We start from the raw sequence: 24,896 nt of genomic DNA on the forward strand, positions 1-24,896 counted from the left end.
TAGAATGACAAAAAAAATAGGTTTATCTATACTACTCGTATGTAGTGTTTTATCAATAAACGCACAAGAAACATTACAAAATCAACTTATTGACAACCAAGGACTTTCATTAAACTCTATTTTAAGAGGTGTTTTAGGAATGGTATCGCTTTTGGTTATTGCCTATTTATTTAGCAGCAACAGAAAAGCTATAAACTGGAAAACGGTTGGAGCTGGTTTAAGCGCGCAATTATTGATTGCCATTGGTGTATTAAAAATACCTTTTGTACAAGCTATTTTTGAATTTGTTGGAGGTATTTTCACAAACATACTAGATTATACAGCTGCTGGTAGCGAATTTTTGTTTGGCGGTTTAATGAATGCAGAATCTTACGGATTTATATTTGTATTTCAAATTTTACCAACAATCATCTTTTTCTCAGCATTAACTTCCTTATTATTTTACTTAGGTATTATACAAATTATTGTAAAAGCATTGGCCTGGCTTTTAACTAAATTATTAAAAATTTCAGGTGCTGAAAGTTTATCGGTTGCAGGAAATATTTTCTTAGGTCAAACTGAAGCCCCTTTAATGATTAAAGCCTATTTAGAGCGCATGAATCGTTCAGAAATATTACTAGTTATGATTGGTGGAATGGCTACCGTTGCTGGTGGTGTTTTAGCTGCATACATTGGATTTTTAGGCGGAAGTGACCCTGTATTACGTTTGCATTTTGCAAAACATTTATTAGCAGCATCTGTAATGGCTGCTCCTGGAGCAATCGTAATTTCAAAAATGCTATATCCACAAACCGAAGAAATTAATACCGATGTGAATGTTTCACAAGATAAAATTGGGTCAAATATTTTAGATGCTATTGCAAACGGAACTACTGAAGGATTAAAATTAGCGGCAAACGTAGCGGCAATGTTATTAGTTTTTGTTGCAATTATAGCTATGCTAAATGGTATTTTAGGATGGATTGGAGATATTACAACTCTAAATGCTTGGATGGCAACAAACACTCCGTACCAAAGCTTTTCTTTAGAAGCTATTTTAGGAACTATTTTTTCGCCATTAATGTGGTTAATTGGTGTTGCTACTGAAGATATTATGCTAATGGGACAACTATTAGGCGTTAAATTAGCCGCAAGTGAATTTGTAGGCTACATACAATTAGCAGAACTAAAAGACGTTACCAACTTAACGCATTTCACCTATAATAAATCAGTAATTATGGCTACTTATATGCTTTGTGGTTTCGCTAACTTTGCCTCTATCGGAATTCAAATTGGAGGAATTGGATCTTTAGCTCCTGGTCAACGTAAAACCTTGTCTGAATTTGGACTAAAAGCATTAATTGGAGGCTCCATAGCCTCTTTACTTTCAGCTACAATTGCAGGTATGATTATCGGATAATTTTTGTTTATTTGTTGAATTATAGATCAAATAGCAATTCAACAAATAAATTTTACTACAACTAAAAAGTTTTAAATGAAACAATATTTAGATTTAATACAACACGTAAAAGATAACGGGATTTTAAAGGAAGATAGAACTGGTACTGGAACTAAAAGTGTTTTTGGTTATCAAATGCGTTTTGATTTAAATGAAGGTTTCCCAATGGTTACCACAAAAAAATTGCACCTTAAATCTATTATTTATGAATTACTTTGGTTTTTAAAAGGTGAAACAAACATTGATTATTTAAAAAAACACAATGTTAAAATTTGGGATGCCTGGGCCGATGATAACGGAAATTTAGGTCCTGTTTACGGACATCAATGGCGCAACTGGAACAGCGAAGGAATAGACCAAATTACAGAAGTAATTGAAACTATCAAAAACAATCCAGATAGTAGACGTATGATTGTTACTGCATGGAATCCTAGTGTTTTACCAGATACCTCCATTTCTTTTTCAGAAAATGTAGCTAACGGAAAAGCTGCATTGCCACCGTGTCATGCATTTTTTCAATTTTATGTTACTGAAGGAAAACTATCTTGTCAATTATATCAACGAAGTGCTGATATATTTTTAGGAGTTCCTTTTAACATTGCATCATACGCATTATTAACGTTAATGATGGCGCAAGTTTGTAACTTAAAACCTGGTGATTTTATTCATACTTTTGGAGATGCTCACATATATAGTAATCACAGTGACCAAATAGATTTACAACTCTCTAGAGAGCCCAGAGAATTACCTCAAATGGAAATCAACCCAAAAATTAAAAACATTTTTGATTTTACATACGAAGATTTTAATTTAACAGGTTACAACCCACATCCACATATAAAAGGAGCTGTAGCAGTTTAAAATAAATTTATTTTTTATAATATTGAATTTAATGATTCTCTGAAACAACTTTAATAACATTACTCAAAAGAAAATATTATAATTTTTTTAATACAGCATTCGCAAAAGATTTAATATATTTAAAGTTAAAATCACGAAAAATGCAAGATCAAGTTTTAAAAGAAAAAATAATTGAACGAATTAATCAAATTGAAGATGTAAATATTTTAAAATCTATTGAAATTCTTTTTAATTCTTCCGAAGAAGAAATAGCAAAATTTTTAACTTTTGCTATTGAACAAAACAAAAATGCTGATGTAAGTGAAACCAATGAATATACAGATTACATTAAGGAATGGGTTAAAAACATGTAATGTCTTTATGAAAAAAATTTTCACGCTATTATTTATTTGCACTTTATATTATGGATTTTCACAACAAATAAGAACTCAGGATTCAGTTGCTAATAAAGGAACTTTTTGGGAAAAACATTCAAAACCAAGTTTTGAAAATACTTACACAAATCATTTCAAACAATTCTTAAATTCAAGTTTAATAGCTTCAGCCGATGTTTCCAAAAGTAGGAAAACTATTATTTTACAATTTAATTTAGACAAGAATAATAAAATTATTAATCTAAGAACTAATTCAAAAAACAAAAAACTTAATAATTCTATTATTAATGCGTTCCTATTGTTTTCACTAGAGGAATTAAATTTGCCAGAAAAATCAGTATTAAATAATTATGCTCTCCAAATTATTTCTAGAGAAAATAATAAACCCGTACTTAAATGCAGTTCAATTTTAATATACACTACTCCTGCTATTTTTGATGGATGTAAAAACAGTAATAAAAATTACAGTACTTTAATGAAGTGTAATAATCGAAAAGTTAGTGAATTTATTTCTTCTAATTTCGACTCTAGTTTAGCTAAAAGAGCGGGGTTATCTGGAACTATTAGCATTTATGCAAAGTTTGTAATTAATAAAGACACTAAAAGATTTACTGATATTAAAGTTAAAGCTCCTAATGATGCGTTGAAGTTTGAAACAAAACGAATATTATATAATTTTCCTGAAATAATAAAACATGGATATCTAATGGGAAAACCTGCAAATATCAACTATTCACTACCTATTAAACAAGCAATACGATAACCTCTAAAAAGTTATTTATGAAAGAACAATTCGAACTTTACGAAAACGCAAAAAAAAGAACAAAACAAAAAAAACGCTTATATTTTCATTTTATCTTATTTTTAGTAGGTTCGGTTTTTTTTATTGTACTTAACAAACTATTAAAAGTTGGAGAACCTTACGACTGGTTTGTTTGGGCAATTGTTGGCTGGTTTTTTCTGTTTTTACTTCATTTTATAAATGTGTTTATTACTCACAAATTTATGGGTAAGGAATGGGTTGAAAAACAAACTGAAAAGTTAATATTAAAACAAGAAGCTAAGATAGAAAAACTACAAAAAGAAATTGAAAAAGAGGCACGAATAAAATTAGAAAGTGAGCTACACGCAAGTGAGATAGAAAAGGAAAATCAACCAAATTCAACAACCAAAGAATGATTACAATAATAGCTGCTGTTGCTGAAAATAGAGCCTTAGGAAAAGACAACCAATTAATTTGGCACTTACCTGCCGATTTAAAACGTTTTAAACAAGTTACACTTGGTCATCATATTATTATGGGACGTAAAACATTTGAGTCTTTAGGAAAACCTTTACCTAATAGAACTACCATTATTATTACAAGAAATAAAAACTATAAACAAGAAGGTTGCATCGTTGTAAACTCACTTTCTGAGGCCATTGAAGCATCAAAAACCGATGAAAACCCTTATATTTTAGGAGGTGCTGAAATTTACAAACAAGCATTCGAAATTGCCGATAAACTAGATTTAACTTTTGTTCATCATACTTTTGAAGCTGATGCATTTTTCCCTGAAATTAACAGTACTATTTGGAAAGAAACCGAGCGTACCTGTTTTAAATCCGATGAAAAAAACAAATACGATTATAGTTTTGTATCGTACTTAAGAAAATAAAAAAAGGGCCTTCATATTGAAGACCCTTTTACCAAACCAAACATAAATAATATATGAGATATTATTATTTTTTATAAATTTTTTGTTCAAATGATTTACCTCCACTTTTCATAACAACTGAATAGCTACCTTTTTCAAGTTTCATTAGATTTAAAGTTTTACCTAAATTTACTTGCCCACTTAACTCTTCTTTATACAACATATTTAAATGATCATCGTATAAAGAAATTGTGAAATTTTCATTATTCAATGCTACTTTCGAAATAAAAACTAAATCGCCATCTTGTCTAACATTAGGCTTGTAGTAAATACTTTCCACCTTGTTATCAAATTCAATTCCTTCAGAGGTTACTTTAAAAGGCATTAAGTTAATTTTTGTACGCCCTTCAATCTCAAAATAATAATCACCTGTAGGTAATGTATTTAAGTCATATTTTTTTGAGAAATAGTTTCCTTCAAATTTTTCAGTATATAAAGTTTCACCTTTAGCATCTCTTACGCTTATTGTTAAATCTCCATCTGAATTTTTTAATTTTAAATCAATTACTTTTGAGTCAATTACATTTACTTTAACATTGTTATTAATGTTTGCTCCACTCATTACTATTGTAGTTAATACGGCTACAACTAGTAAACTCTTTTTAATTAAATTTTTCATAATTCAATAATTTATTAATTAGTATGGTACAAATGTATGATGGAAATTCAAGGTAAAACACTTCAAATTTTTCAAATTTATATCCTATTTTAACTGTTAATTTAATGTTAATAGCGCTAAAAGGTAATTTAGAACATAAAGTTGTGAAATCTAAATAGAATCATTCTTTTATTTATTTTTACTTTTGTAGTAACTATGGCAAATATGAAAAATACAAAGCCCGCATTTGAGAAAATAAACTTAGAGTTCGGAAACTCTTTGCTTATTAAGCAACATACTGAGATTGTTGAAAATAACTTACCTTTTTGGCATTTTCATCCTGAACTTGAATTAGTTTATGTAAATAAAGCGAAAGGAAAAAGACATATTGGTAGTCACTTATCCTATTTTAATAACAGTCAGTTAATATTAATAGGTGCTAGTTTACCACATAGCGGCTTTACTGATAGGTTTACTTCAAATGGAGCTGAAACAATTATTCAATTTAAAGAAGAATTTTTAGGGGAAACCTTTTTTGATATTCCTGAGATGCAAACTATTAAAACGTTGTTTGCAAGAGCAAAAAAGGGATTGTTGTTTCATCAAGAAGCAAAAAAAGAAATTGGACCAAAAATTGAAGCTTTATTAAACTATCAAGGTATTGACAGAATTATTTACTTTTTGGAAATATTAAAAGATCTTTCTTTATCTAAAGATTACTCCTTATTAAATGTAGATGGATTTGCTTTTGAAGTAGAACCACAAGACAATAATAAAATTGAAATTATTTTTCATCACGTAAGAAATAATTTCACACAACAAATAACATTAGATGAGATTTCAGAAAAAGTAAGTATGACCGTACCTGCATTTTGTAGATATTTTAAAAAAGTAACTGGAAAAACATTCACCCAGTTTGTAAATGAATTTAGAATTGTACACGCAACTAAATTGCTTGCAGAAAAGCCAACAAGTATTACAGATATTTGTTTTGAAAGTGGTTTTAATAATTTTTCTCACTTCAACAAGCTTTTCAAAAAATTCACAGGAAAAAGTCCGTTGAAATACAGAAATGAAATGAAACAACTTGTTGAACAAAAATAACTGTATTAAAAAACACTTATTGTTTTATAGTATATAAGCCATTGCATTTTATTTGTTGATGGCTTTTTTAATACCAAAACTTTCAATAGAATTTGGGAAAATTAAGCGCAAAAAAAATCACCTCTTAAAAAGAGGTGATTCCAAACTTAATTGATATATAATAAATTTTTATTATCTATCTCATGTAAACCAAACATAGGTCAAAGATACGGCTCATTTAAGGTTTAAATAACACCAAATTTTTCCTATTTCTATTATATTTTAACCCTATTCCATACAGAGAAGTATATTTTTAAATTAAAAAAATCACCTCTTTAACAAGAGGTGATTTTAAACTTCATTAATATATAATAACCGCTTATTATCTATTAAATGTAAACCAAACATAAGTCAAATGTATAACCAATAAAACGTTTAAATAACTCCATATTTTTCTTATTTCTATTTTATTTTAACTATGATATTACTTTCTTTACCATTCTATATAAAAATAAACTTTTATAACTAATTAATTTCATAAATTTAAACTTCAGATTTTATTTAACAAACAACCTGTTCACATGAATTTCAATAAAATACTGCTTTTTACTACGGTCATTATTCTAATTTCAATCAATAATACAAATGCACAAGAAACCTGTAATTTAAAGGTTATTGTAAATGGCTTAAAAAATTCACAAGGACAAATTATGATAAGTATTAATCAAGGGGCTGTAGGTTGGCCTGAAGAAAATTTTTACGAGCAACGCTTTATTGCTGAATTTAACGCTCCTACGCATATAATTTATTTTGAAAATCTTCCTTATGGAAATTACGCTATTGGATTACTTCATGATGAGAATGTAAATGGTGAAATGAATAAAAATTTTATTGGAATACCCAAAGAAGGATTTGCTTTTTCGAGAAATTACAAAGTGATGTTTAGAGCACCTAAATATGAAGAAGCTAATTTTGAGGTTAACGCTTCTAAAAAAACCATCATTATACACATGCAATATTAAGAAAGCACCGTGTATCCTTTCATTTTTATAATTTCAGAAAGTTGTTTATTTACCAATACTAAAAACTCACTTTTATATTCGTAGGTTTTTAATTTATGATTCAACCCTTCTAAATAATTAGTTGCAAATGGTTCTATTCGTTGGTAGTCATCTTTTAATAAGTTCGAGTAAATTTGCTGTATTTCTCTATCTGGCTGACTTACTAAATCGGCATATTTAATTTCAATTAAATTTTCAGAAGCAATATTTAATTTATCTTTCTCATACTTATAAATTAATTGTTGATACACCCATAAAATATCATTCATTAAAATAGCATCGTCAATATCTTGAAGCTGTGTTGCAGGTAAGATACTTTTATAAAAAGCAACGGTTGAACGCACTACTTCATAAGGATTTCGGTGAATATAAATAAATTTCGCATTTGGATACAATTCTAAAAGCTGAGGAATTCTAGCTGTGTGAGGCGGATTTTTAGAAATAAACCGAATGCCTTTGGTATTGATTAAACAACGGTCTACAAACTTTTTAAAATTAACTTTCCAACATGTCCAATCACTTTCTTTAGTTGTATTACCTAACAAATATTCATTGGCAATTTCTCTATTTTTTTTCGGAAAATACCACCAATTATAATAGCTAAAAGGAGTTTCATTATTTAAGGCAAATTCTTCTTCTTGCGGATAATCTACATGTAAAGAAACATTATCTACAGGGCGTTTATCTGGCATTAAAGATTTCATGAAAAACTTAAACAACCATTGAAATGAAAACAAATTATTTGGGAAAATAGTTTGATATGTAGTAGGATATCCTGCTTCAGGATCTAAACACATTAAATTATGTAATAAAGTTGTGCCGCTGCGCCAATGACCTAAAATAAAAACTGGATCTTTTAAATTTTTAGGTTTAGACCTTAGCTTGAAACTAATCCAATCAAAAAAACTAAAAAAAGTAGCAACAACACTTACAAAACCACTTAAGCTCCATTTGGTCTTGTATTTTTTTTCAACTCCATATTTTTTCGAAACAAAACGAAATACTTTAAACCTTGCCCCAGCTAAAGTTGTTATTTTAAATGCAAATTGTTTTTCTTTTTTTTTCATAAAGCAAAAACAACACTAAAACATTTTTATTTAATATCTAGCACATAAGGTAAACGTGCCTGAATACCACTAACTTTTGAAAACTGTTTTACTGTTTGGTATAATTTATAATTTTCTTCTCCAAATTCTTCAATTAACAATTCTTCTTTGGTTGAAGCAAATGGCAAACCGCTAAATCTTTCTTCAAAATCAATTTTATAGCTTGGATAATTTCGTATTCTATAATCTGTAATCCCAGCCAAGCCAGCAGCCTCAATAACCGCATCTTTTAAACTTCCAAGCTCGTCAACCAACCCGTTTTCTTTTGCTTGCACACCCGACCAAACTCTACCTTGTGCAATTTCATCAACTTGTTCAATAGTCATATTTCTACCAGCCGCTACTCTACTTATAAAAGTAGTATAAACAAATTCAACACCTTCTTGAGTTACTGTTCTAAAAGCATCGGTCATAGGTTCAAAACCACTATAATCTGGTCCATTGTTCGTTTTTACCTGTTCCGCATTTATCCCAATATTATCGGCCAATTTACTAAGATTTGGAATTACTCCAAAAACACCAATAGAACCCGTAATTGTAGTTGGTTCAGCAATAATCTTATTGGCATTACAAGCTATATAATAACCCCCAGAAGCGGCAACATTCCCCATTGAAACTACTACCGGTAATTTTGCTTTCGTCAATTCAATCTCTCTCCAAATTAATTCAGAAGTTAAAGCACTTCCACCAGGAGAATTTACACGTAAAACAATTGCTTTAACACTATTACTAGTTCTTGCTTTTCTTAAAGCATTAATTATTAAATCCTGACCAATTAAATTCTCATCACCTTTGCCGTAAATAATTTCACCCTGTGCATAAATAACTGCAATTCTATCTGATGCTGTATTTAATATTCTACCCTTTCCTGTAGCAATATAATCTTGAAGTTTAATAGTATTCAATTTACTTTTAGTTGCAACGTTTGAAGCTAACTTCAATTTATTTTCGTATTCATCAAAATAAATAGCAGCATTAACCATATTATTTTCAACAGCTAATTTTGAATTTCTAGCTAACAAACCATCAGCAACCTTATTTAATTCACTAACTGTTTTGTTTCTACTTTCAGAAATATCATCAAGCATTTCAACCCAAATAGCATTTAAAAAAGAAGCTATTTGCTCTCTATTATTGTCGCTCATTTCATTTGCTAAAAACGGTTCTACGGCACTTTTATATTTTCCGTGACGAATTACTTCCATTTTAACACCCGTTTTTTCTTGCAATTTTTTATAAAATAGCACTTCTGAAGAAAGCCCTTTAAAACTAATTTCACCAACCGGATTCATAAAAACCGAATCAGCGACTGAAGCCAAATAGTAGGCTTTTTGATCGTAAACATCAGCATACGCTTTTACAAACTTTCCAGTTCCTTTAAACTCTTCAATTTTATTTCGGATGGCTTGTGTTTGAGCTACACCTGCATTTACACCCAAAGTATGAATACTAATTCCTTTTATCTTAGCATCGTATTTTGCATTTTCAATGGCATTTAAAATATCATTTAACCCCATTCTTTTATTATTAGCCCCAAATATTTCATCAAAAGGATCCTCGCTCTTTGGTGCATAATCTTTTACCGTTTTATCAAGCTTAATCACTAAAACTGAGTTCTCTTTTACGGTAATCTCTTTGTCTTCGCTTAAGGCAACTACGACCAATAAAAACAAAACAAAAATTAAACCTAATGCTATAAAGCTACCAATAATAGATGCTAATAAATTTCTTAAAAATTTCATGTAACCGTTGCTCTTTAAAATGCAAAAAAATATTGCAAATGTTTATAAGTTGAAACACAAAGATAAGTTTTTAAATGATACTTTTCTTTTCTTTGCAATCACTTTATGCAATTATTAAGAACCACATATTTATCCCTCGGAAGCAACCAAGGCAACAAACTTGAACATTTACAAAATGCTATTGATTTAATTGCTGAAAGCATAGGTAATGTTGTTAAAATAGCCTCCATTTATAAAACTGCTGCTTGGGGTTTTGAAAGTGATGATTTTTACAATACTTGTATTCAAGTTGCAACAGGATTGAACCCTGAAAATTTATTGAAAAAAATTCATGAAATTGAATTTTCAATGGGAAGAATTCGTTCTTCTGAAGAAGGTTACAAACCTAGAACTATTGACATTGATGTATTGATTTTTGACAATGAAATTATTTTTTCGGAAGATTTAATTGTTCCGCATAAAGATATGTTGAACCGTAAATTTGTGATGGTTCCTTTGGCTGAAATTGCTCCAAATTTAATACACCCTATTGAGAAACAACGCATTGAAGTTTGTTTAACAAATTGCAATGACACTAGTGAAATTAAGCTTATCAATTTACAATTAGTTAGACCTATATGCCTTTCTGAAAAATATAATTACATTGCTATTGAAGGAAATATTGGAGCTGGTAAAACAACACTTTCTAAAATGCTTGCTGAAGATTTTAATGCTAAAGTTGTATTGGAACGATTTGCCGACAACCCGTTTTTACCTAAATTTTACGAGGATAACGACCGATATGCTTTTCCGTTAGAAATGAGTTTTTTAGCCGACAGGTATTCACAACTCACTGATGATTTAGCGCAATTTGATTTATTTAAAAACTTTATAATTTCAGATTATTACATATTTAAATCGCTGATTTTTGCACAAGTAACGTTGCAAAAAGAAGAATATTTTTTATACCGAAAAATGTTTGACATTATGTACAAAGAAATCTCTAAACCCGATTTGTATATTTACTTATACCAAAACACGCCACGTTTAATTGAGAATATTAAAAAACGAGGTAGAGATTACGAACAAAATATTGAACCTGCTTATTTAGATAAAATTCACCAAGGATATTCAACATTTATTAAAACCGAAAAAAACTTAGACACGCTAATAATTGACGTTTCAGACAAAGATTTCGTTAATAATCCAGAAGATTACAAGGCTATTATTAATGAAATTTCAGCAAAATAATTACGTTTTCTTAGGCAACGATTCCTGATTCCGCACGTAAAACAACTCCTATTTTTTATTGAGTTCTAATTTTTCAGCAAAATAATCACAAAAATCGCGCATGGTAGCGCTCATTTTTTCATCGTTTGTAGCACGTTCAAAAGTACCAGCCATAGACACTAATGTTTGATGAAAAAATTGTTTCATTTCATCAATAGGCATATCTTTTGTCCACAAATCCATACGTAACGTATCTTTTGCTTTTGAATCCCACACTGAAATCATTAAAGCTTTGGCTTCTTCATTTGAAATACCACCTTCTTCAGCAGTCCAATTTAATTTTTCTGGAACTTTATTTTCGTCTAAACCTACGTTAAATTCAATTTTTGATGTATGTGCTACTGCCATTACTTTTTTGGTTTGTATTTAGATTTTTTAAAAATTTCTTCTGCATTGGTTTGCAAAAGCTGTTGCAAAGTTACATTATTATTGTTCATATACGAGCGTACAATTTGCCAACCTAACCAAACACCAATTTTACCGGGCGATTCTTTATCAATATCAATATAAAATTTTGAAAATGGTGCATTTGCTACAAAACGTGTATATAAATCAGCATCAGTACTATATAATAATTTATTTTCAATAAAATATTTCCAAATCTGTTGCTCATTTGTAATTGCCCATTCTAATTGATCGGTTGAGTATTCCATTTTTCGGGCATCTGTTTCCGAAGGTAAATAACTATCTAACAGGCACATTTTTTTTCCTTCATTAACAATCAAATCGATAAACTGACGGCTTTTTTCAGGAATTACAAACTGTTGACTTATTGCTTTTGCTATGGCAACTGGTAATTGAGTTTTCTCAAAATTCTGAGCTAAATACAACGGAAACCCTTCATACACTTCATCATCTTTTCCTAAAAATAGGTCTAATGAAATAAATAAATAATTCTTTGTATACATTACCTTATTTTGAAAATCTAAATTGGTAATCAATGTAATAATTTCTGGCGCTGTAAAAGTTGGATGATAATATTTTACATGCTTAAACAAATCGGCTATTTCCAATTTTTCAGCTTTAAAATCACCAAATACTAACTGCGTTTTTTTGTACAATTCAAGTTCTTTAGGATCTTGAATTCTATTTAACCAAACCGTATCAGGATTCTGTACAGGAAACAAAAAAGGATATTCAGCTTTTAATTGGGGTAAACTTTCTTTGGTAGCCGCATAAAATTTTTCTTCAAACCTGTCAACTGAAATCGTTATATCAATTTCAGAAACATCAATTTGTTTTTTCTCATCAGTTTTACAAGAAATTACTGTCAATAAAATAATTAGTACTCCTATAATTTTGTTCATTAATTTCTATATTTACACTTCTATTTTTTAAAACGTCAAAATTACTAAAAAAGTTTAAGTATGAATACCGAAAAAGTTGTTGAATATATTGTTGATTGGTTAAAAACGTATGCTACTAATGCAAACGTAAATGGTTTTGTAATTGGAATTTCAGGTGGAATTGATTCTGCTGTAACCTCAACATTGTGTGCAAAAACAGGTTTTCCTGTGTTGTGTGTTGAAATGCCTATTCATCAAGGTGAACATCAAGTTTCAAGAGCAAAAGAACACATTTCACAATTAAAAGCACAATTTCCGCAAGTTTCATCGGTTGAAGTAAACTTAACCAATACTTTTGAAGAATTTAAAAAGGTGGTTCCTGTTATTGATGATGAAGCTACTGTAAATATGTCTTTAGCAAATACAAGAGCTCGTTTACGTATGAGTACGCTGTATTATTTAGCAGGTTTACACGGATATTTAGTAGCCGGAACAGGTAATAAAGTAGAAGATTTTGGAGTTGGTTTTTACACAAAATATGGTGATGGCGGCGTAGATTTAAGTCCGATAGCTGATTTAATGAAATCTGAAGTGTATAAATTAGCCGCAGTTTTAGGAGTTCCAACAAGCATTCAAAAAGCACAACCAACCGATGGTTTATTTGGCGATAGTAGAACCGACGAAGATCAAATTGGTGCAAGTTACGACGAATTAGAATGGGCTATGAATCAAGCTGATTTAGGTAAAACCGCTAACGATTTTGAAGGAAGAGAAAAAGAAGCTTTCACAATTTACGCACAAAGAAATAGGGCTAACAAACACAAAATGGATCCGATTCCTGTTTGCATGATTCCCGAAGATTTGAAGTAATTCATTTACTTCCCGTTTTTTTGTTAACGTTTGTTAATATTTTTTCATCATAATTTAGTTTAAGTATATTTAAACCTATGATTAAAAATTTAACAATACTGCTACTTGCACTAACATTTACGTGCTGTAAATCAGAGCCTAAAAGTTCAACAACTGAATCTAAAAAGCCTGTTAAAGAAATTTCAACAACAAACATTGATATTGAAATTATTGATTACAATGGTCTTGAAGCCATTTTAACCAAAAACGACGACAAAACCTATATTATTAATTTTTGGGCTACTTGGTGTAAACCTTGCGTTGAAGAATTACCTGCATTTGAAAAATTATACGAAACCTACAAAGATAAACATGTAGTATTGGTTTTGGTAAGCTTAGATTTTCCAAATCAACTAGAAAGTAGAGTACTTCCTTTTATTGAAAAAAATCACTTAAAAGGAAAAGTAGTTTTAATGGGAGATCCTGATCAAAATACTTGGATTCCAAAAGTAAGTTCTGAATGGTCGGGTGCTATTCCGGCAACGGTAATTTACACCAAAAATAAACGCAAATTTTACGAACAATCTTTTGATTACAGCACACTAGAAACTGAATTAACTAAATTTTTAAAAACTAACTAATTATGAAAACACTTAAATTAAGTTTGGTATTAATTGCATTTGCTACCATAACAGCATTTACTTTAAAAAACACTTCTGAAGGCTATAAAATCGGAGATACAGCTACGGACTTCAGTTTAAAAAATATTGACAACAAAATGGTTTCACTTGCAGATTATGACAATGCAAAAGGGTTTATTGTTATTTTCACCTGTAACCATTGTCCGTATTCTGTTGCTTATGAAGATCGCATTATTGATTTAGATAAAAAATATAAATCAAAAGGGTATCCGGTAATTGCTATTAACCCAAATAATCCAGCAATTTCAAAAGGAGATGATTTTGTTTCTATGCAACAAAGAGCAAAAGACAAAGGCTTTACGTTCCCTTATTTATTTGACGATGGGCAAAAAATATTCCCGCAATATGGAGCTACAAGAACGCCACATGTATTTTTACTGAAGAAAGAAAATAACGACTTAAAAGTAGCCTATATTGGTGCTATTGACAATAATTCACATGATGCAACTGCAGTAACTGAAAAGTATGTTGAAAATGCCGTTGATGCTTTATTAGAAGGTAAAAAACCAGCTATTGATTATACAAAAGCAATAGGTTGTTCTATAAAAAAATAAGCACACTTAATTGAGCTACACTATTCTATTTAAACGAACGCATAACAGTTTTTTTAGTTCAGTGTAGTTCATAATAGTTTCCAATAATTGTTGTCGCTCAGTATTTTCTGTATCAGTAATTAACGATTGTATTTTTTGTTCAATAAGCACTCTTCGTAAATTATAAATAGCATCTAAAACCATTTTAGGAAGATCTTTATCTACACTTTTTATAACCACTTCTTTTCTAGCCCAATCACTTAACACATGCTTTTCATCATCCATTAAAATACTAGTAACCAAATTAGAAATTTCAGGATTTGGGTTATTTACCAATGAATTTACTGAGATATTTTCACTTTGATTTAACTGCATTATAATTTCATAATACACTTGTTTAAAAATGGCATCGGTAAATTCAACCTCATCTTCTTGTAGGTTTAAATAAATTTCTTTGGAAACAAGATTTTTGAAATACTCTTTTTTTAAAGATTCTACTTCATTAGCATCAACCTCTTCACCAACAATAAAATCTTCAAACTCTGTTTCTTTATTTCCGTGTAATAATAAAATTCTTATTATTTCACGTTCATACTTGGTAAGTTCATTTACTTTTTGAAGTTCAGGTGTATTATGCAACTGTACCATTTCTGGGTACAATACATCTAAAGGAGGCTCATTAGGATCTTGCTGTAGGTTATTAGTTGAAGTTGGAGCGCTTCTTGATGGCTTTGGTTTTGAAATCTCTCGTTGTTGTTTTTTATTTAACTGCGCTAACTCATTAAACAACACACTTTCAGAAATATCCATAATTCGGGAACACTCCTGCACATAAACTTCTTGCTGAATTCTATCTGGAATTTTAGAAATACTAATCACAATATCTCTAATCAATCCCGCTTTTTTAACAGGATCATTTTTGGCGTCTTCCATTAATAAAGAAACCTTAAAATTGATAAAGTCTTGTGAATTATTTGCCAAGTAATTTTTCAATTCTTCAGTAGAAACTTTTTTGGCAAAACTGTCAGGATCATCACCATCAGGAAACATTAAAACCCTCACGTTCATTCCCTGTTCTAAAATCAAATCTATCCCACGAATAGAAGCTCTAATACCTGCAGCATCACCATCAAAAAGAATGGTAATATTTTTGGTAAGTCTATTTACCAAACGTATTTGATTCTCAGTTAAAGCAGTACCTGAGGAAGAAACCACATTGTGAATTCCTTTTTGATACATTGAAATCACATCAGTATATCCTTCAACTAAAAAGCAATTATCTTCTTTAGCAATGGTTTGCTTTGCATAATGAATACCATACAACACGTTGCTTTTATGGTAAATATCACTATCTGGTGAGTTTAAATATTTAGCTGCTTTTTTATCGTTGGTTAAAATTCTACCACCAAAACCTAGCACTCTCCCACTCATACTATGAATAGGAAACATTACACGGCCTTTAAACCTGTCGAATTGTTTTGTACCACTTTCAGTTAACAAATCTTGTTTTACAATTGAAAGTCCAGTAGATTCTAAATACTTAAGATTGTAACCTTTATTTAACGCTTCAGTAGTAAAAGCTTGCCATTCATTTAAACAATATCCTAACTGAAATTTTTTGATGGTTTCATCGGTAAAACCTCTTTCTTTAAAATAACTTAAACCAATTGCTTTTCCCTGTTCACTTTCTAATAAGGTTTGATGAAAATAATCTCGTGCATATTCCGACACCAAAAACATACTTTCCTTTTCATTGGCATGCTGCTTTTGCTCGTCGGTCTGTTCAATTTCATCAATTTCAATATTGTATTTTTTTGCTAAATATCGAAGTGCTTCTGGGTACGAATAATGCTCATGTTCCATTAAAAATGAAACGGAATTCCCGCCTTTTCCAGTACTAAAATCTTTCCAAATACCTTTTACCGGAGACACCATAAATGAAGGTGTTCGCTCATCAGAAAAAGGACTGAGCCCTTTAAAGCTGCTTCCTGATTTTTTTAATTGAACAAAATCTCCAATAACCTCCTCAACACGAGCAGTTTCAAATATTTGATCTATGGTAGTTCTGGATATCAAAATATAGTAATTGGTATTATTTTTTAAGGGTTGTAAAAATACAAAAATAGCCAAAAAAAAGCCATCTAAAAATTCAGAAAAACGTCTACCCAAACTTTTTTAGGTGCTACATCAAATAGAATTATTTAATGCGTTTCTGAAATAAATTCAGAATGACGAAAATTTCTTTTTTAGATCGCTTTTTTTAATAAATATTCGTGAAATTACGAAACTGCTTTTAACTTTTTCAACGTTGATTTGTTAATTTTATCTTCAGCATATTTCTCTGTAATTTCTAATGTATTTTCATCAGACCCTGGCATTTCAAACATTGCATCAGTTAAAATAGCTTCACAAAGCGAACGCAAACCACGGGCACCTAATTTGTATTCAACCGCTTTATCTACAATGTAATTCAATGCTTTTTCATTAATTTTAAAATCGATACCATCCATTTCAAACAACTTTTCATATTGTTTGATAATAGAGTTTTTTGGTTCGGTTAAAATAGCTCTTAATGTTTCAGCATCTAAAGGATCCATATGTGTTAACACAGGTAAACGACCAATAATTTCAGGAATTAACCCAAACGATTTTAAATCACTTGGAATAATGTATTGTAACAAGTTAGTTTCGTCAACCTTATCTTCTTTAATTGAAGCGCTGTAACCAACTGCCTGACGATTTAATCGTTTTCCAATTAATTTATCAATACCTGAAAAAGCTCCACCAGCAATAAACAATACATTTTTGGTATTTACTTCAATAAATTTTTGATCAGGATGTTTTCTTCCTCCTTTTGGCGGAACATTTACTACAGAACCTTCCAATAATTTTAATAAAGCTTGTTGTACTCCTTCACCTGAAACATCACGCGTAATAGAAGGATTGTCTCCTTTTCGAGCGATTTTATCAATTTCATCAATAAAAACAATACCTCTTTCCGCTTTTGTTACATCGTAATCGGCAGCTTGTAATAAACGTGTTAAAATAGTTTCAACATCTTCACCTACATAACCTGCTTCAGTTAAAACAGTAGCATCAACAATACAAAAAGGCACATTTAACATTTTTGCAATTGTACGCGCAATTAATGTTTTTCCGGTTCCAGTTTCACCAACTATAACAATGTTACTTTTTTCAATTTCGATTTCTTCTTCATCTTTAGATTCAGGCTGTAATAATCGTTTATAATGGTTATAAACCGCTACGGCCATTACACGTTTTGCCTGATCTTGACCAATCATATATTGATCTAAAAAAGCCTTAATTTCTTTTGGTTTGTGCACAATTAATTCAGAAGTTAATGAAGAGGATTTACTTTCTGCAATTTCTTCAATAACAATTCCGTGTGCTTGTTCTATACACTTATCACAAATATGCGCATCTAAACCTGCAATCAATAAGTCTGTTTCTGGTTTTTTTCTACCACAAAACGAACATTCTAAAACTTCATCTTTCGCCATTCTTTAATTCTTAGTTTTATGTGTTAGTTTAACTAACTTATTATTTTCTCTTTAGCACTTCATCAATCATACCGTAAGTTTTTGCTTCTTCAGCTTTCATCCAGTAATCACGATCAGAATCAGCATGTACTTTTTCCATAGTTTGACCTGAGTGTGAAGAAATAATTTGATACAATTCTTCTTTTAATTTTAAAATTTCACGTGCAGTAATTTCAATATCACTTGCTTGCCCTTGTGCTCCACCTAAAGGTTGGTGAATCATTATACGAGAATGTGGCAATGCCGATCTTTTTCCTTTTTCACCAGCACACATTAACACAGCTCCCATAGATGCTGCCATACCTGTACAAATTGTAGCTACTTCTGGCTTTATAAATTGCATGGTATCGTAGATACCCAATCCTGCATACACGCCTCCACCAGGAGAATTAATGTAGATAGAAATATCTTTTGAATTATCAACACTTTCTAAAAATAATAATTGTGCCTGAATAATATTAGCCACATAATCATCAATAGCAGTTCCTAAAAATATAATTCTATCCATCATTAAACGAGAAAACACATCCATTTGCGCAACATTTAATTGGCGTTCTTCAATGATATAAGGAGTAACACTACTCACTATTTTATCATAATGCATACTACTAATCCCTTGATCTTTTGTAGCAAATTTTTTAAATTCTTTTCCGTAATCCATTGAACAGTTTTTTAGTATTAGAAGGTGTAAAGATAAGAAGATTTATTTATTATTATATGGATAAACAACTTAGCGGTATCAACATGACAGTTATATTCTTTTAAAGTTACTTTAGTAACGTTCATTTTAGGGAGCAATAAAATATAGCTGTTTAATTTTACCACATATGCAACAAGTAACCAAGCAAACATAAGCAACTGTTTTACAGTGTAATAAACCAAAATTATACCAACATTGGTATTGTGTACTTCCACAGAAAATGAAACGGTACAACTATTTTAATAAAGTACTTTAACAACAAAACATGTACTTATATTTTGAAGGTAAAACATGAAAAAAATAGCGTTTTAACAAGTTTTCAAACATTTAACCTAAATTCTATTGAAGAAAAACTATAAAAATTAAACATAAACACCCTAAAAATTGATATTTATACCACAAGCAAATTTATTAAGTTCAGTTAAAAAAGTCGGTTAGTACTGTAGAAACAGACTTCTTTTCGTCTTTTTTGGTATATTTGAAACCTCATAAAAAAATAAAAAATGAAGAAAACCCTAAAAATTACTTTCTTATTTTTAGTAATTAGCTCAACTGTTTTTGCACAACAATATAAAGAACGTTTAAAAATTTTAAATATTGAACATTATAATTTAGCAATTGAATTAAATGATGAAAACAATGCCATTGATGCTAAAATAGCAATTGATTTAAGATTCAGAAAAAGTGTTCCTTCTTTTTATTTAGATTTAGTTAGCTACGATTCAATTTCAGGAAAAGGAATGAAAGTAGATTCTATTTTTCAAAACAAAGTGGCGGTTGATTTTAAACATACCAATAACAAATTAACCATTTACCCTAAGCACAATTTTGCAAACCTTACTTACACCTATACTATTAAATATAGTGGGATTCCGGCTGATGGGTTAATTATTGATAAAAATATGCTTGGAGAACGCACTTTTTTTGCCGACAACTGGCCAAACAGAGCGCAAAATTGGTTTCCTTGTATAGATCACCCTTCAGATAAAGCAACCATTGAATATGTAGTTACAGCTCCAAAACATTATAAAGTAATTGCGAATGGAGAACTTATTGAGGAAATTGATTTAAACGAAAACACAAAGAAAACACATTGGAAAACCAGCAAAGCGTTGCCTACAAAAGTAATGGTAATAGGAGCTGCTAATTTCGCCATTGATAGCTTAGGTGTAATTGATAGTATTACTCCTGTTACTTCTTGGGTGTATGCACAAAACAAAGAAAAAGCATTTCACGATTTAGCGAACTCCAAAGAAATTCTTGAATTCTATATCAATCTTTTTGGCGATTATCCTTTTAAAAAATTAGCCAGTGTACAATCAACCACACGTTATGGCGGTATGGAAAATGCGAGTTGTGTTTTTTATCCTGAAGCGTCTTTTACGGGCGAACAAAAATTTGACAATACCATTGCTCACGAAATTGTACACCAATGGTTTGGAAATTCGGCTTCAGAAATAGATTGGCCACATGTTTGGTTAAGTGAAGGTTTTGCTACTTATTTTACTGATGTTTATATTCAAGAAACAAAAGGAGACAGTATTTTTCAAGAAAGAATGCAACAAGAGCGTGCGAGAGTTCTTAAGTTTTATGAAACAACAAAAACACCCGTTGTTGATACCAAAACAACTGATTACCTTCAGCTTTTAAACCCAAATTCCTACCAAAAAGGTGCTTGGGTGTTACATATGCTTCGTAGAGAGTTAGGGGATGAAGCTTTTTACAAAGGAATTAAAGCTTACTATAACAAATACAAGTATAGAAGCGCTTCAACCAACGGTTTTAAAAATGTAATGGCTGCTTCCGCAGGAAAAAATTTAGATGTCTTTTTTAAACAATGGTTAGAAAATCCAGGACACCCGGTTCTTAAAACGCAGTGGATTTATTTTAAAGGAAGAATCCGAATTATGGTTGAACAAGTGCAAGGAAGCATATTTGAATTCCCGTTAGATGTTGAACTTATTTATGAAGATGGCACTTCTGAAGTTAAAACTATTAAAGTAGATTATTCAAACACACCATACTCTATTGAAACTAAAGGTGATGTAAAAGAGCTGAAATTTGACCCAAACACTTGGTTATTATTTGAATTAGCAAACTAAAAAATGCATTGCAATCTTTGTAAATCAACTTCAACAATAATTTTTAGCACTTTAAATTACAAATACTATAAGTGTACAAATTGCGATGCCATTTATATGGATCCTGCTGATTTTGTTTCAAAAGACAAAGAAATTAAACGCTATAAAGAACACAATAACGATGTGCATGATACCGGTTATCAAAAATTTGTAAGCCCAATTGTAGATGGTATACTTGCTGATTTTAAAAACACACATAAAGGACTAGACTTTGGCTGTGGAACTGGTCCTGTTATTACTAAATTATTACGAGACAAAGCTTACAACATAACTACTTACGATCCGTTTTTTGACAATAACTCAAATGCTTTAAAAACTACCTATGATTATATTGTATGTTGCGAAGTAATTGAGCATTTTCACAATCCGTTAAAAGAATTTCAACTATTAAAATCGCTACTAAATTCAGAAGGAAAGTTATTTTGTATGACCGATATTTACAATGAAGCTATTAATTTTGACAATTGGTATTATAAGAACGATGAAACACATGTAATTTTTTACAAGCAAAAAACGCTTGAATGGCTAGCAAAACAATTGAATTTCTCAAAAGTTACGGTTAAAAAAAGGCTTATTATTTTTGAAAATTGATTAAAAACACAAATTACGATTGCTAAAAGTTTTAAGCTTATATTTGCAAAAAACTACACGTAATGAATTTTTCCGATTTAAACTTGAACCGATTCTTGTTAGATGCCCTAAATGAAATGGGATTTACCACTCCAACACCTATTCAAGAAAAAGCTTTTCCTGAAATTATGAGCGGTAAAGATATGGTGGGTATTGCACAAACCGGAACCGGAAAAACATTTGCGTACCTATTACCTATTTTAAAGCAACTACGTTATTCTGAACAAAAACACCCACGTGTTTTAATTATTGTACCAACACGTGAGTTGGTGGTGCAGGTAGTTGATGAATTAACTAGTTTAACGCCTTATATTAATGTGCGTTTTGCTGGTGTGTACGGTGGAACAAATTTAAACAAGCAAAAACAGTTAGTTTATCAGGGTCAGGATATTTTGGTAGCTACTCCTGGTCGTTTGTTAGATTTAGCCTTAGATGGTATTTTAAAGTTGAAACAAATTCAGAAATTGGTAATTGATGAAGTTGATGAAATGATGAATTTAGGTTTTAGACCGCAACTTATTACTTTGCTAGACTTGTTACCAAAAAACCGTCAAAGTATTTTGTTTTCAGCAACATTAACCAATGAAGTTAGCGCAATTTTAAGTCAGTTTTTTAAATCGCCAACTAAAATTGAAATAGCAACTAGCGGAAGTCCGTTAGATACCATAAAGCAATTGGCATATCCAATTCCTAATTTTTACACCAAACTCAACTTTTTGGTTGAATTATTAAAAGATAAAGAAACCTTTAACAAGGTTTTAGTGTTTGTGAAAAATAAAAAACAAGCCAATATTTTATACGAAGAATTAGAAATTTTACTACCAGGTGAAACCGATGTAATTCATTCAAATAAAACTCAAAATTACCGTTTACGCTCGGTAAAACACTTTGAAATGGGCTTTTTCAAAGTATTAATTGCCACGGATATTATTGCTCGTGGATTGGATTTAACCGATGTAACACACGTTATAAATTTTGACATTCCAAAAGAACCTGAAAATTATATTCATAGAATTGGTAGAACTGGTAGGGCTGAACAAGAGGGTACAGCCATTTCATTTTTTACTGAAGAAGAAGCTGATTATTTAGGTGAAATTGAATTTATGATGAATACCGAAATTGATGTATTGGATTTACCTGAGAACATTGAAATTTCAACAAATTTAATTGGCGAAGAAATGCCAAAAGTAGAACCAGAAAAAACTGGTAAGAAAAAAGTAATTACTGAACCTAGTGGCGCTGCTTTTCACGAGAAAAAAGAGAAAAATAGCCGTGTAAATTTAGGTGGTTCTTACCGAAGAGAAATTGCCAAAAAATATAAAAAACCTAAAACTAGAGGGCAAAAACGAAAGTAAATTGTTTCTATTTGTTTACAATAACTACAAACAATCAACACTTTGAGTTCTAAAAGTATTTAAAAATTGACATAAAAAAACTCCTTAAATTTCTTTAAGGAGCTTTTTTAATTTTATACTATTTTTTATTTGTAAACTTCTTTTACAAATCCTTCATAGTTTACTTCTTTTACTTTAAAAGTAATTGCTTCTTTGTAAAAGGTTAATAATTTTTGACTTACTAATTGCTCTTGTAAACGTTTAGCTTCTTCTTGGTTGCTTAAAACACGTTGTACAATATCATCCAATTCTTTTTCTTCAGGATTTAATTGACCATATTGAGCCATTTGAGCTTTTACAAAACCTTTCGCAAAGTCTTTTAATTCTTGAAAGTCTAATTTAATATCGTTGTCTTTTAAAACTTTTCCTTCAATTAGTTGGTAACGTAAACCTTTTTCAGATTTTTCGTACTCTTCAGAAGCTTGCTCAGGAGTCATTGGTTTTTCACCAGCAACAGCTATCCATTTTTTCAAAAATTCAGCAGGTAAATCAAACTTTGTATTTTCAACTAAATATTCAGTAACAGCGTTTAATAACTGTTGGTCTGCTTGAGATTGAAATTGCTTTTCAGCATCTTCTTTAATTTTTTCTTTTAATTCTTCTACTGATTTTACAACATCAGGTCCAAAAACTTTATCAAATAATTCTTGATTAACCTCCGCTAATTCAGTAACATTTATTTCTTCAATTGTGAAAGATACAGGAATGTCTAAATCGTGAATTTCATCGTGAGATAAACCTAAAGCGCCCATTAATTTATGATCATCATCAAATAAACCTTTTGTAGTTAATTCAATAACATCACCAACCTTTGCGCCAATAAATAACTTTTGGTTTGATTTTCCTTTGATTGTATCTAACTCAATTGTTGATTTTTTCTCTAATTCTCTTTCTTCATTTACAAATGTACCAGCAATTGCTACACCTTCAACAACAGTTTCTTGAGGAACAATTTTACCAAATCTTTTTTGAATGTTTTCAACTTCTTTAGTTAATAATTCATCATCAGCAATAATATCATATTTAGTGATTTTCTTTTTAGCATCTAAACTTACTTCAAATTCAGGAACTAAACCTAATTCAAATTCAAATGCAAAATCATCTGCATCCCAATTAAAATCTTCTTGCATTCTAGGTAACGGATTTCCTAAAATATCTAATTTTTCTTCAACTAAATAGTTATTTAATGAATCTTGCAGTAATTTATTTACTTCATCAATCATAATAGATTTTCCGTACTGCTTTTTAATCATCCCCATAGGAACCTGACCTTTTCTAAACCCAGGAATATCAGCTTTTTTACGGTGATCAACTAAAATCGCCTCTACTTTATCTTGATAATCAGCTGCTGAAATTTCAACCTTTACTACTGCATTTAATGCATCAACATTCTCTTTTGTAATATTCATTTTATGTTGTTTTTATCTTAAATCATTCAAAATTGGCTGCAAAATTACTATTTTTTGCTCACCTGACAAATATTTAATCCGTTCAAATTCAACTAATTTTCTTTATTTTCACCTAAAAGCGAATAGAAAACCGATTGAAGAAAGGATAATAATAAACTAAACAATAGTGCCCACCAAAAACCATCAACTACAAAACCACTAACAAAATTACCTGCCAACATGATAATAATAGCATTTATAACTAGTAAAAACAGTCCTAAGGTAAGTACTGTAACTGGCAACGTAAAAATTATTAATAGCGGTTTTACTGTAATACGCAACACCCCTAAAACAATAGCTACAAATATAGCGCTTGTATAATCTTGTACATGGATACCTGGTAAAATGTTTGCTAAAATTACTACGGCTGCGGCTGTAAGTAATATTTTCAATATTAATTTCATCTTTTTAAATTTATAATGAAC

At 30.3% G+C, this 24,896-nt stretch carries 25 protein-coding genes; 15 read left to right on the forward strand and 10 right to left on the reverse strand.

Annotated elements, in window-relative coordinates; translation table 11 throughout:
• Window positions 1–4: 4 nt before the first annotated feature.
• The 6 genes from CHB67_RS13495 (at window position 5) to CHB67_RS13520 (ending at window position 4,331) form a co-directional block, all read left to right on the forward strand.
• The gene (locus CHB67_RS13495) at window positions 5–1,399 is read left to right on the forward strand and encodes a NupC/NupG family nucleoside CNT transporter (RefSeq protein WP_089382315.1); all 1,395 of its coding nucleotides are present in this window, start codon (window positions 5–7) and stop codon (window positions 1,397–1,399) included.
• Between the two features lie 75 nt (window positions 1,400–1,474).
• The gene (locus tag CHB67_RS13500) at window positions 1,475–2,299 is read left to right on the forward strand and encodes a thymidylate synthase (protein ID WP_089382316.1); all 825 of its coding nucleotides are present in this window, start codon (window positions 1,475–1,477) and stop codon (window positions 2,297–2,299) included.
• 140 nt (window positions 2,300–2,439) lie between these two features.
• Window positions 2,440–2,652 (forward strand): hypothetical protein, encoded by a 213-nt coding sequence (locus tag CHB67_RS13505; protein ID WP_089382317.1) that lies wholly within the window; start codon window positions 2,440–2,442, stop codon window positions 2,650–2,652.
• A gap of 7 nt (window positions 2,653–2,659) precedes the next feature.
• On the forward strand, window positions 2,660–3,436 hold the full coding sequence (locus tag CHB67_RS13510) for a hypothetical protein (RefSeq protein WP_089382318.1): 777 nt from the start codon (window positions 2,660–2,662) through the stop codon (window positions 3,434–3,436).
• 17 nt (window positions 3,437–3,453) lie between these two features.
• Window positions 3,454–3,852: a 2TM domain-containing protein gene (locus CHB67_RS13515; protein ID WP_089382319.1), complete on the forward strand. Its 399-nt coding sequence runs from the start codon at window positions 3,454–3,456 to the stop codon at window positions 3,850–3,852.
• Window positions 3,849–4,331 (forward strand): dihydrofolate reductase, encoded by a 483-nt coding sequence (locus CHB67_RS13520; RefSeq protein ID WP_089382320.1) that lies wholly within the window; start codon window positions 3,849–3,851, stop codon window positions 4,329–4,331. The genes CHB67_RS13515 and CHB67_RS13520 overlap by 4 nt, the downstream gene beginning before the upstream one ends.
• A 64-nt stretch (window positions 4,332–4,395) precedes the next feature.
• Here the strand turns inward: CHB67_RS13520 and CHB67_RS13525 are convergent, their stop codons facing one another.
• Window positions 4,396–4,989, reverse strand: coding sequence for a T9SS type A sorting domain-containing protein (locus CHB67_RS13525; protein WP_089382321.1), 594 nt, complete (start codon window positions 4,987–4,989; stop codon window positions 4,396–4,398).
• 204 nt (window positions 4,990–5,193) lie between these two features.
• On the opposite strand from CHB67_RS13525, the gene CHB67_RS13530 reads away from it, so the two are divergent.
• Both CHB67_RS13530 and CHB67_RS13535 read left to right on the forward strand, forming a co-directional pair.
• Window positions 5,194–6,072 carry an AraC family transcriptional regulator gene (locus CHB67_RS13530; protein WP_089382422.1) on the forward strand — a complete coding sequence of 293 codons (879 nt, stop codon included), beginning with the start codon at window positions 5,194–5,196 and terminating at the stop codon, window positions 6,070–6,072.
• Between the two features lie 560 nt (window positions 6,073–6,632).
• Window positions 6,633–7,073 (forward strand): DUF2141 domain-containing protein, encoded by a 441-nt coding sequence (locus CHB67_RS13535; protein WP_089382322.1) that lies wholly within the window; start codon window positions 6,633–6,635, stop codon window positions 7,071–7,073.
• Here the strand turns inward: CHB67_RS13535 and CHB67_RS13540 are convergent.
• Both CHB67_RS13540 and sppA read right to left on the reverse strand, forming a co-directional pair.
• Window positions 7,070–8,179, reverse strand: a complete 1,110-nt coding sequence (locus CHB67_RS13540) for a sulfotransferase family protein (protein WP_089382323.1) — start codon at window positions 8,177–8,179, stop codon at window positions 7,070–7,072. The genes CHB67_RS13535 and CHB67_RS13540 overlap by 4 nt on opposite strands.
• Window positions 8,180–8,205: 26 nt before the next feature.
• Window positions 8,206–9,960, reverse strand: coding sequence for a signal peptide peptidase SppA (sppA, locus tag CHB67_RS13545; protein ID WP_089382324.1), 1,755 nt, complete (start codon window positions 9,958–9,960; stop codon window positions 8,206–8,208).
• Between the two features lie 105 nt (window positions 9,961–10,065).
• On the opposite strand from sppA, the gene folK reads away from it, so the two are divergent.
• The gene (gene folK / locus CHB67_RS13550) at window positions 10,066–11,190 is read left to right on the forward strand and encodes a 2-amino-4-hydroxy-6-hydroxymethyldihydropteridine diphosphokinase (protein WP_089382325.1); all 1,125 of its coding nucleotides are present in this window, start codon (window positions 10,066–10,068) and stop codon (window positions 11,188–11,190) included.
• 48 nt (window positions 11,191–11,238) lie between these two features.
• On the opposite strand, the gene gldC is transcribed toward folK, so the two are convergent.
• A complete protein-coding gene (gene gldC / locus CHB67_RS13555) occupies window positions 11,239–11,577 on the reverse strand; it encodes a gliding motility protein GldC (RefSeq protein ID WP_089382326.1) in 339 nt (112 codons plus the stop codon).
• Window positions 11,577–12,536, reverse strand: coding sequence for a gliding motility lipoprotein GldB (gldB, locus tag CHB67_RS13560; RefSeq protein ID WP_089382327.1), 960 nt, complete (start codon window positions 12,534–12,536; stop codon window positions 11,577–11,579). Before gldB ends, gldC begins: the two co-directional genes overlap by 1 nt.
• A gap of 60 nt (window positions 12,537–12,596) precedes the next feature.
• Between gldB and nadE the strand changes: the two genes are divergently transcribed.
• From nadE to CHB67_RS13575, 3 genes are all read left to right on the forward strand, one after another.
• On the forward strand, window positions 12,597–13,385 hold the full coding sequence (gene nadE, locus CHB67_RS13565; protein WP_089382328.1) for an NAD(+) synthase: 789 nt from the start codon (window positions 12,597–12,599) through the stop codon (window positions 13,383–13,385).
• 77 nt (window positions 13,386–13,462) lie between these two features.
• Window positions 13,463–14,005 carry a TlpA family protein disulfide reductase gene (locus CHB67_RS13570; RefSeq protein WP_089382329.1) on the forward strand — a complete coding sequence of 181 codons (543 nt, stop codon included), beginning with the start codon at window positions 13,463–13,465 and terminating at the stop codon, window positions 14,003–14,005.
• A gap of 2 nt (window positions 14,006–14,007) precedes the next feature.
• Window positions 14,008–14,619: a thioredoxin family protein gene (locus tag CHB67_RS13575; protein ID WP_089382330.1), complete on the forward strand. Its 612-nt coding sequence runs from the start codon at window positions 14,008–14,010 to the stop codon at window positions 14,617–14,619.
• A 15-nt stretch (window positions 14,620–14,634) separates the two neighbouring features.
• Here CHB67_RS13575 and dnaG read toward each other — a convergent pair whose 3' ends face one another.
• The 3 genes from dnaG to clpP all read right to left on the reverse strand — a co-directional run bounded on the left by dnaG (window position 14,635) and on the right by clpP (window position 18,819).
• Entirely contained in the window at window positions 14,635–16,674 is a 2,040-nt protein-coding gene (gene dnaG / locus CHB67_RS13580) for a DNA primase (RefSeq protein ID WP_089382423.1), read from the reverse strand.
• A 203-nt stretch (window positions 16,675–16,877) separates the two neighbouring features.
• The gene (clpX, locus tag CHB67_RS13585) at window positions 16,878–18,119 is read right to left on the reverse strand and encodes an ATP-dependent Clp protease ATP-binding subunit ClpX (RefSeq protein WP_089382331.1); all 1,242 of its coding nucleotides are present in this window, start codon (window positions 18,117–18,119) and stop codon (window positions 16,878–16,880) included.
• 40 nt (window positions 18,120–18,159) lie between these two features.
• Window positions 18,160–18,819, reverse strand: coding sequence for an ATP-dependent Clp endopeptidase proteolytic subunit ClpP (gene clpP / locus CHB67_RS13590; protein WP_089382332.1), 660 nt, complete (start codon window positions 18,817–18,819; stop codon window positions 18,160–18,162).
• A 542-nt stretch (window positions 18,820–19,361) separates the two neighbouring features.
• On the opposite strand from clpP, the gene CHB67_RS13595 reads away from it, so the two are divergent.
• The 3 genes from CHB67_RS13595 (at window position 19,362) to CHB67_RS13605 (ending at window position 22,984) form a co-directional block, all read left to right on the forward strand.
• Window positions 19,362–20,960: a M1 family metallopeptidase gene (locus tag CHB67_RS13595; RefSeq protein ID WP_089382333.1), complete on the forward strand. Its 1,599-nt coding sequence runs from the start codon at window positions 19,362–19,364 to the stop codon at window positions 20,958–20,960.
• Between the two features lie 3 nt (window positions 20,961–20,963).
• The gene (locus tag CHB67_RS13600) at window positions 20,964–21,590 is read left to right on the forward strand and encodes a class I SAM-dependent methyltransferase (protein ID WP_089382334.1); all 627 of its coding nucleotides are present in this window, start codon (window positions 20,964–20,966) and stop codon (window positions 21,588–21,590) included.
• A gap of 62 nt (window positions 21,591–21,652) precedes the next feature.
• Window positions 21,653–22,984, forward strand: coding sequence for a DEAD/DEAH box helicase (locus CHB67_RS13605; RefSeq protein WP_089382335.1), 1,332 nt, complete (start codon window positions 21,653–21,655; stop codon window positions 22,982–22,984).
• A gap of 125 nt (window positions 22,985–23,109) precedes the next feature.
• Here the strand turns inward: CHB67_RS13605 and tig are convergent, their stop codons facing one another.
• Both tig and CHB67_RS13615 read right to left on the reverse strand, forming a co-directional pair.
• Window positions 23,110–24,432: a trigger factor gene (gene tig, locus CHB67_RS13610; RefSeq protein ID WP_089382336.1), complete on the reverse strand. Its 1,323-nt coding sequence runs from the start codon at window positions 24,430–24,432 to the stop codon at window positions 23,110–23,112.
• 92 nt (window positions 24,433–24,524) lie between these two features.
• A complete protein-coding gene (locus tag CHB67_RS13615) occupies window positions 24,525–24,875 on the reverse strand; it encodes a phage holin family protein (protein WP_089382337.1) in 351 nt (116 codons plus the stop codon).
• Window positions 24,876–24,896: the final 21 nt, after the last annotated feature.

It is taken from the genome of Lutibacter agarilyticus, from assembly GCF_900188235.1.
In the GTDB taxonomy this organism is placed as follows: domain Bacteria; phylum Bacteroidota; class Bacteroidia; order Flavobacteriales; family Flavobacteriaceae; genus Lutibacter; species Lutibacter agarilyticus.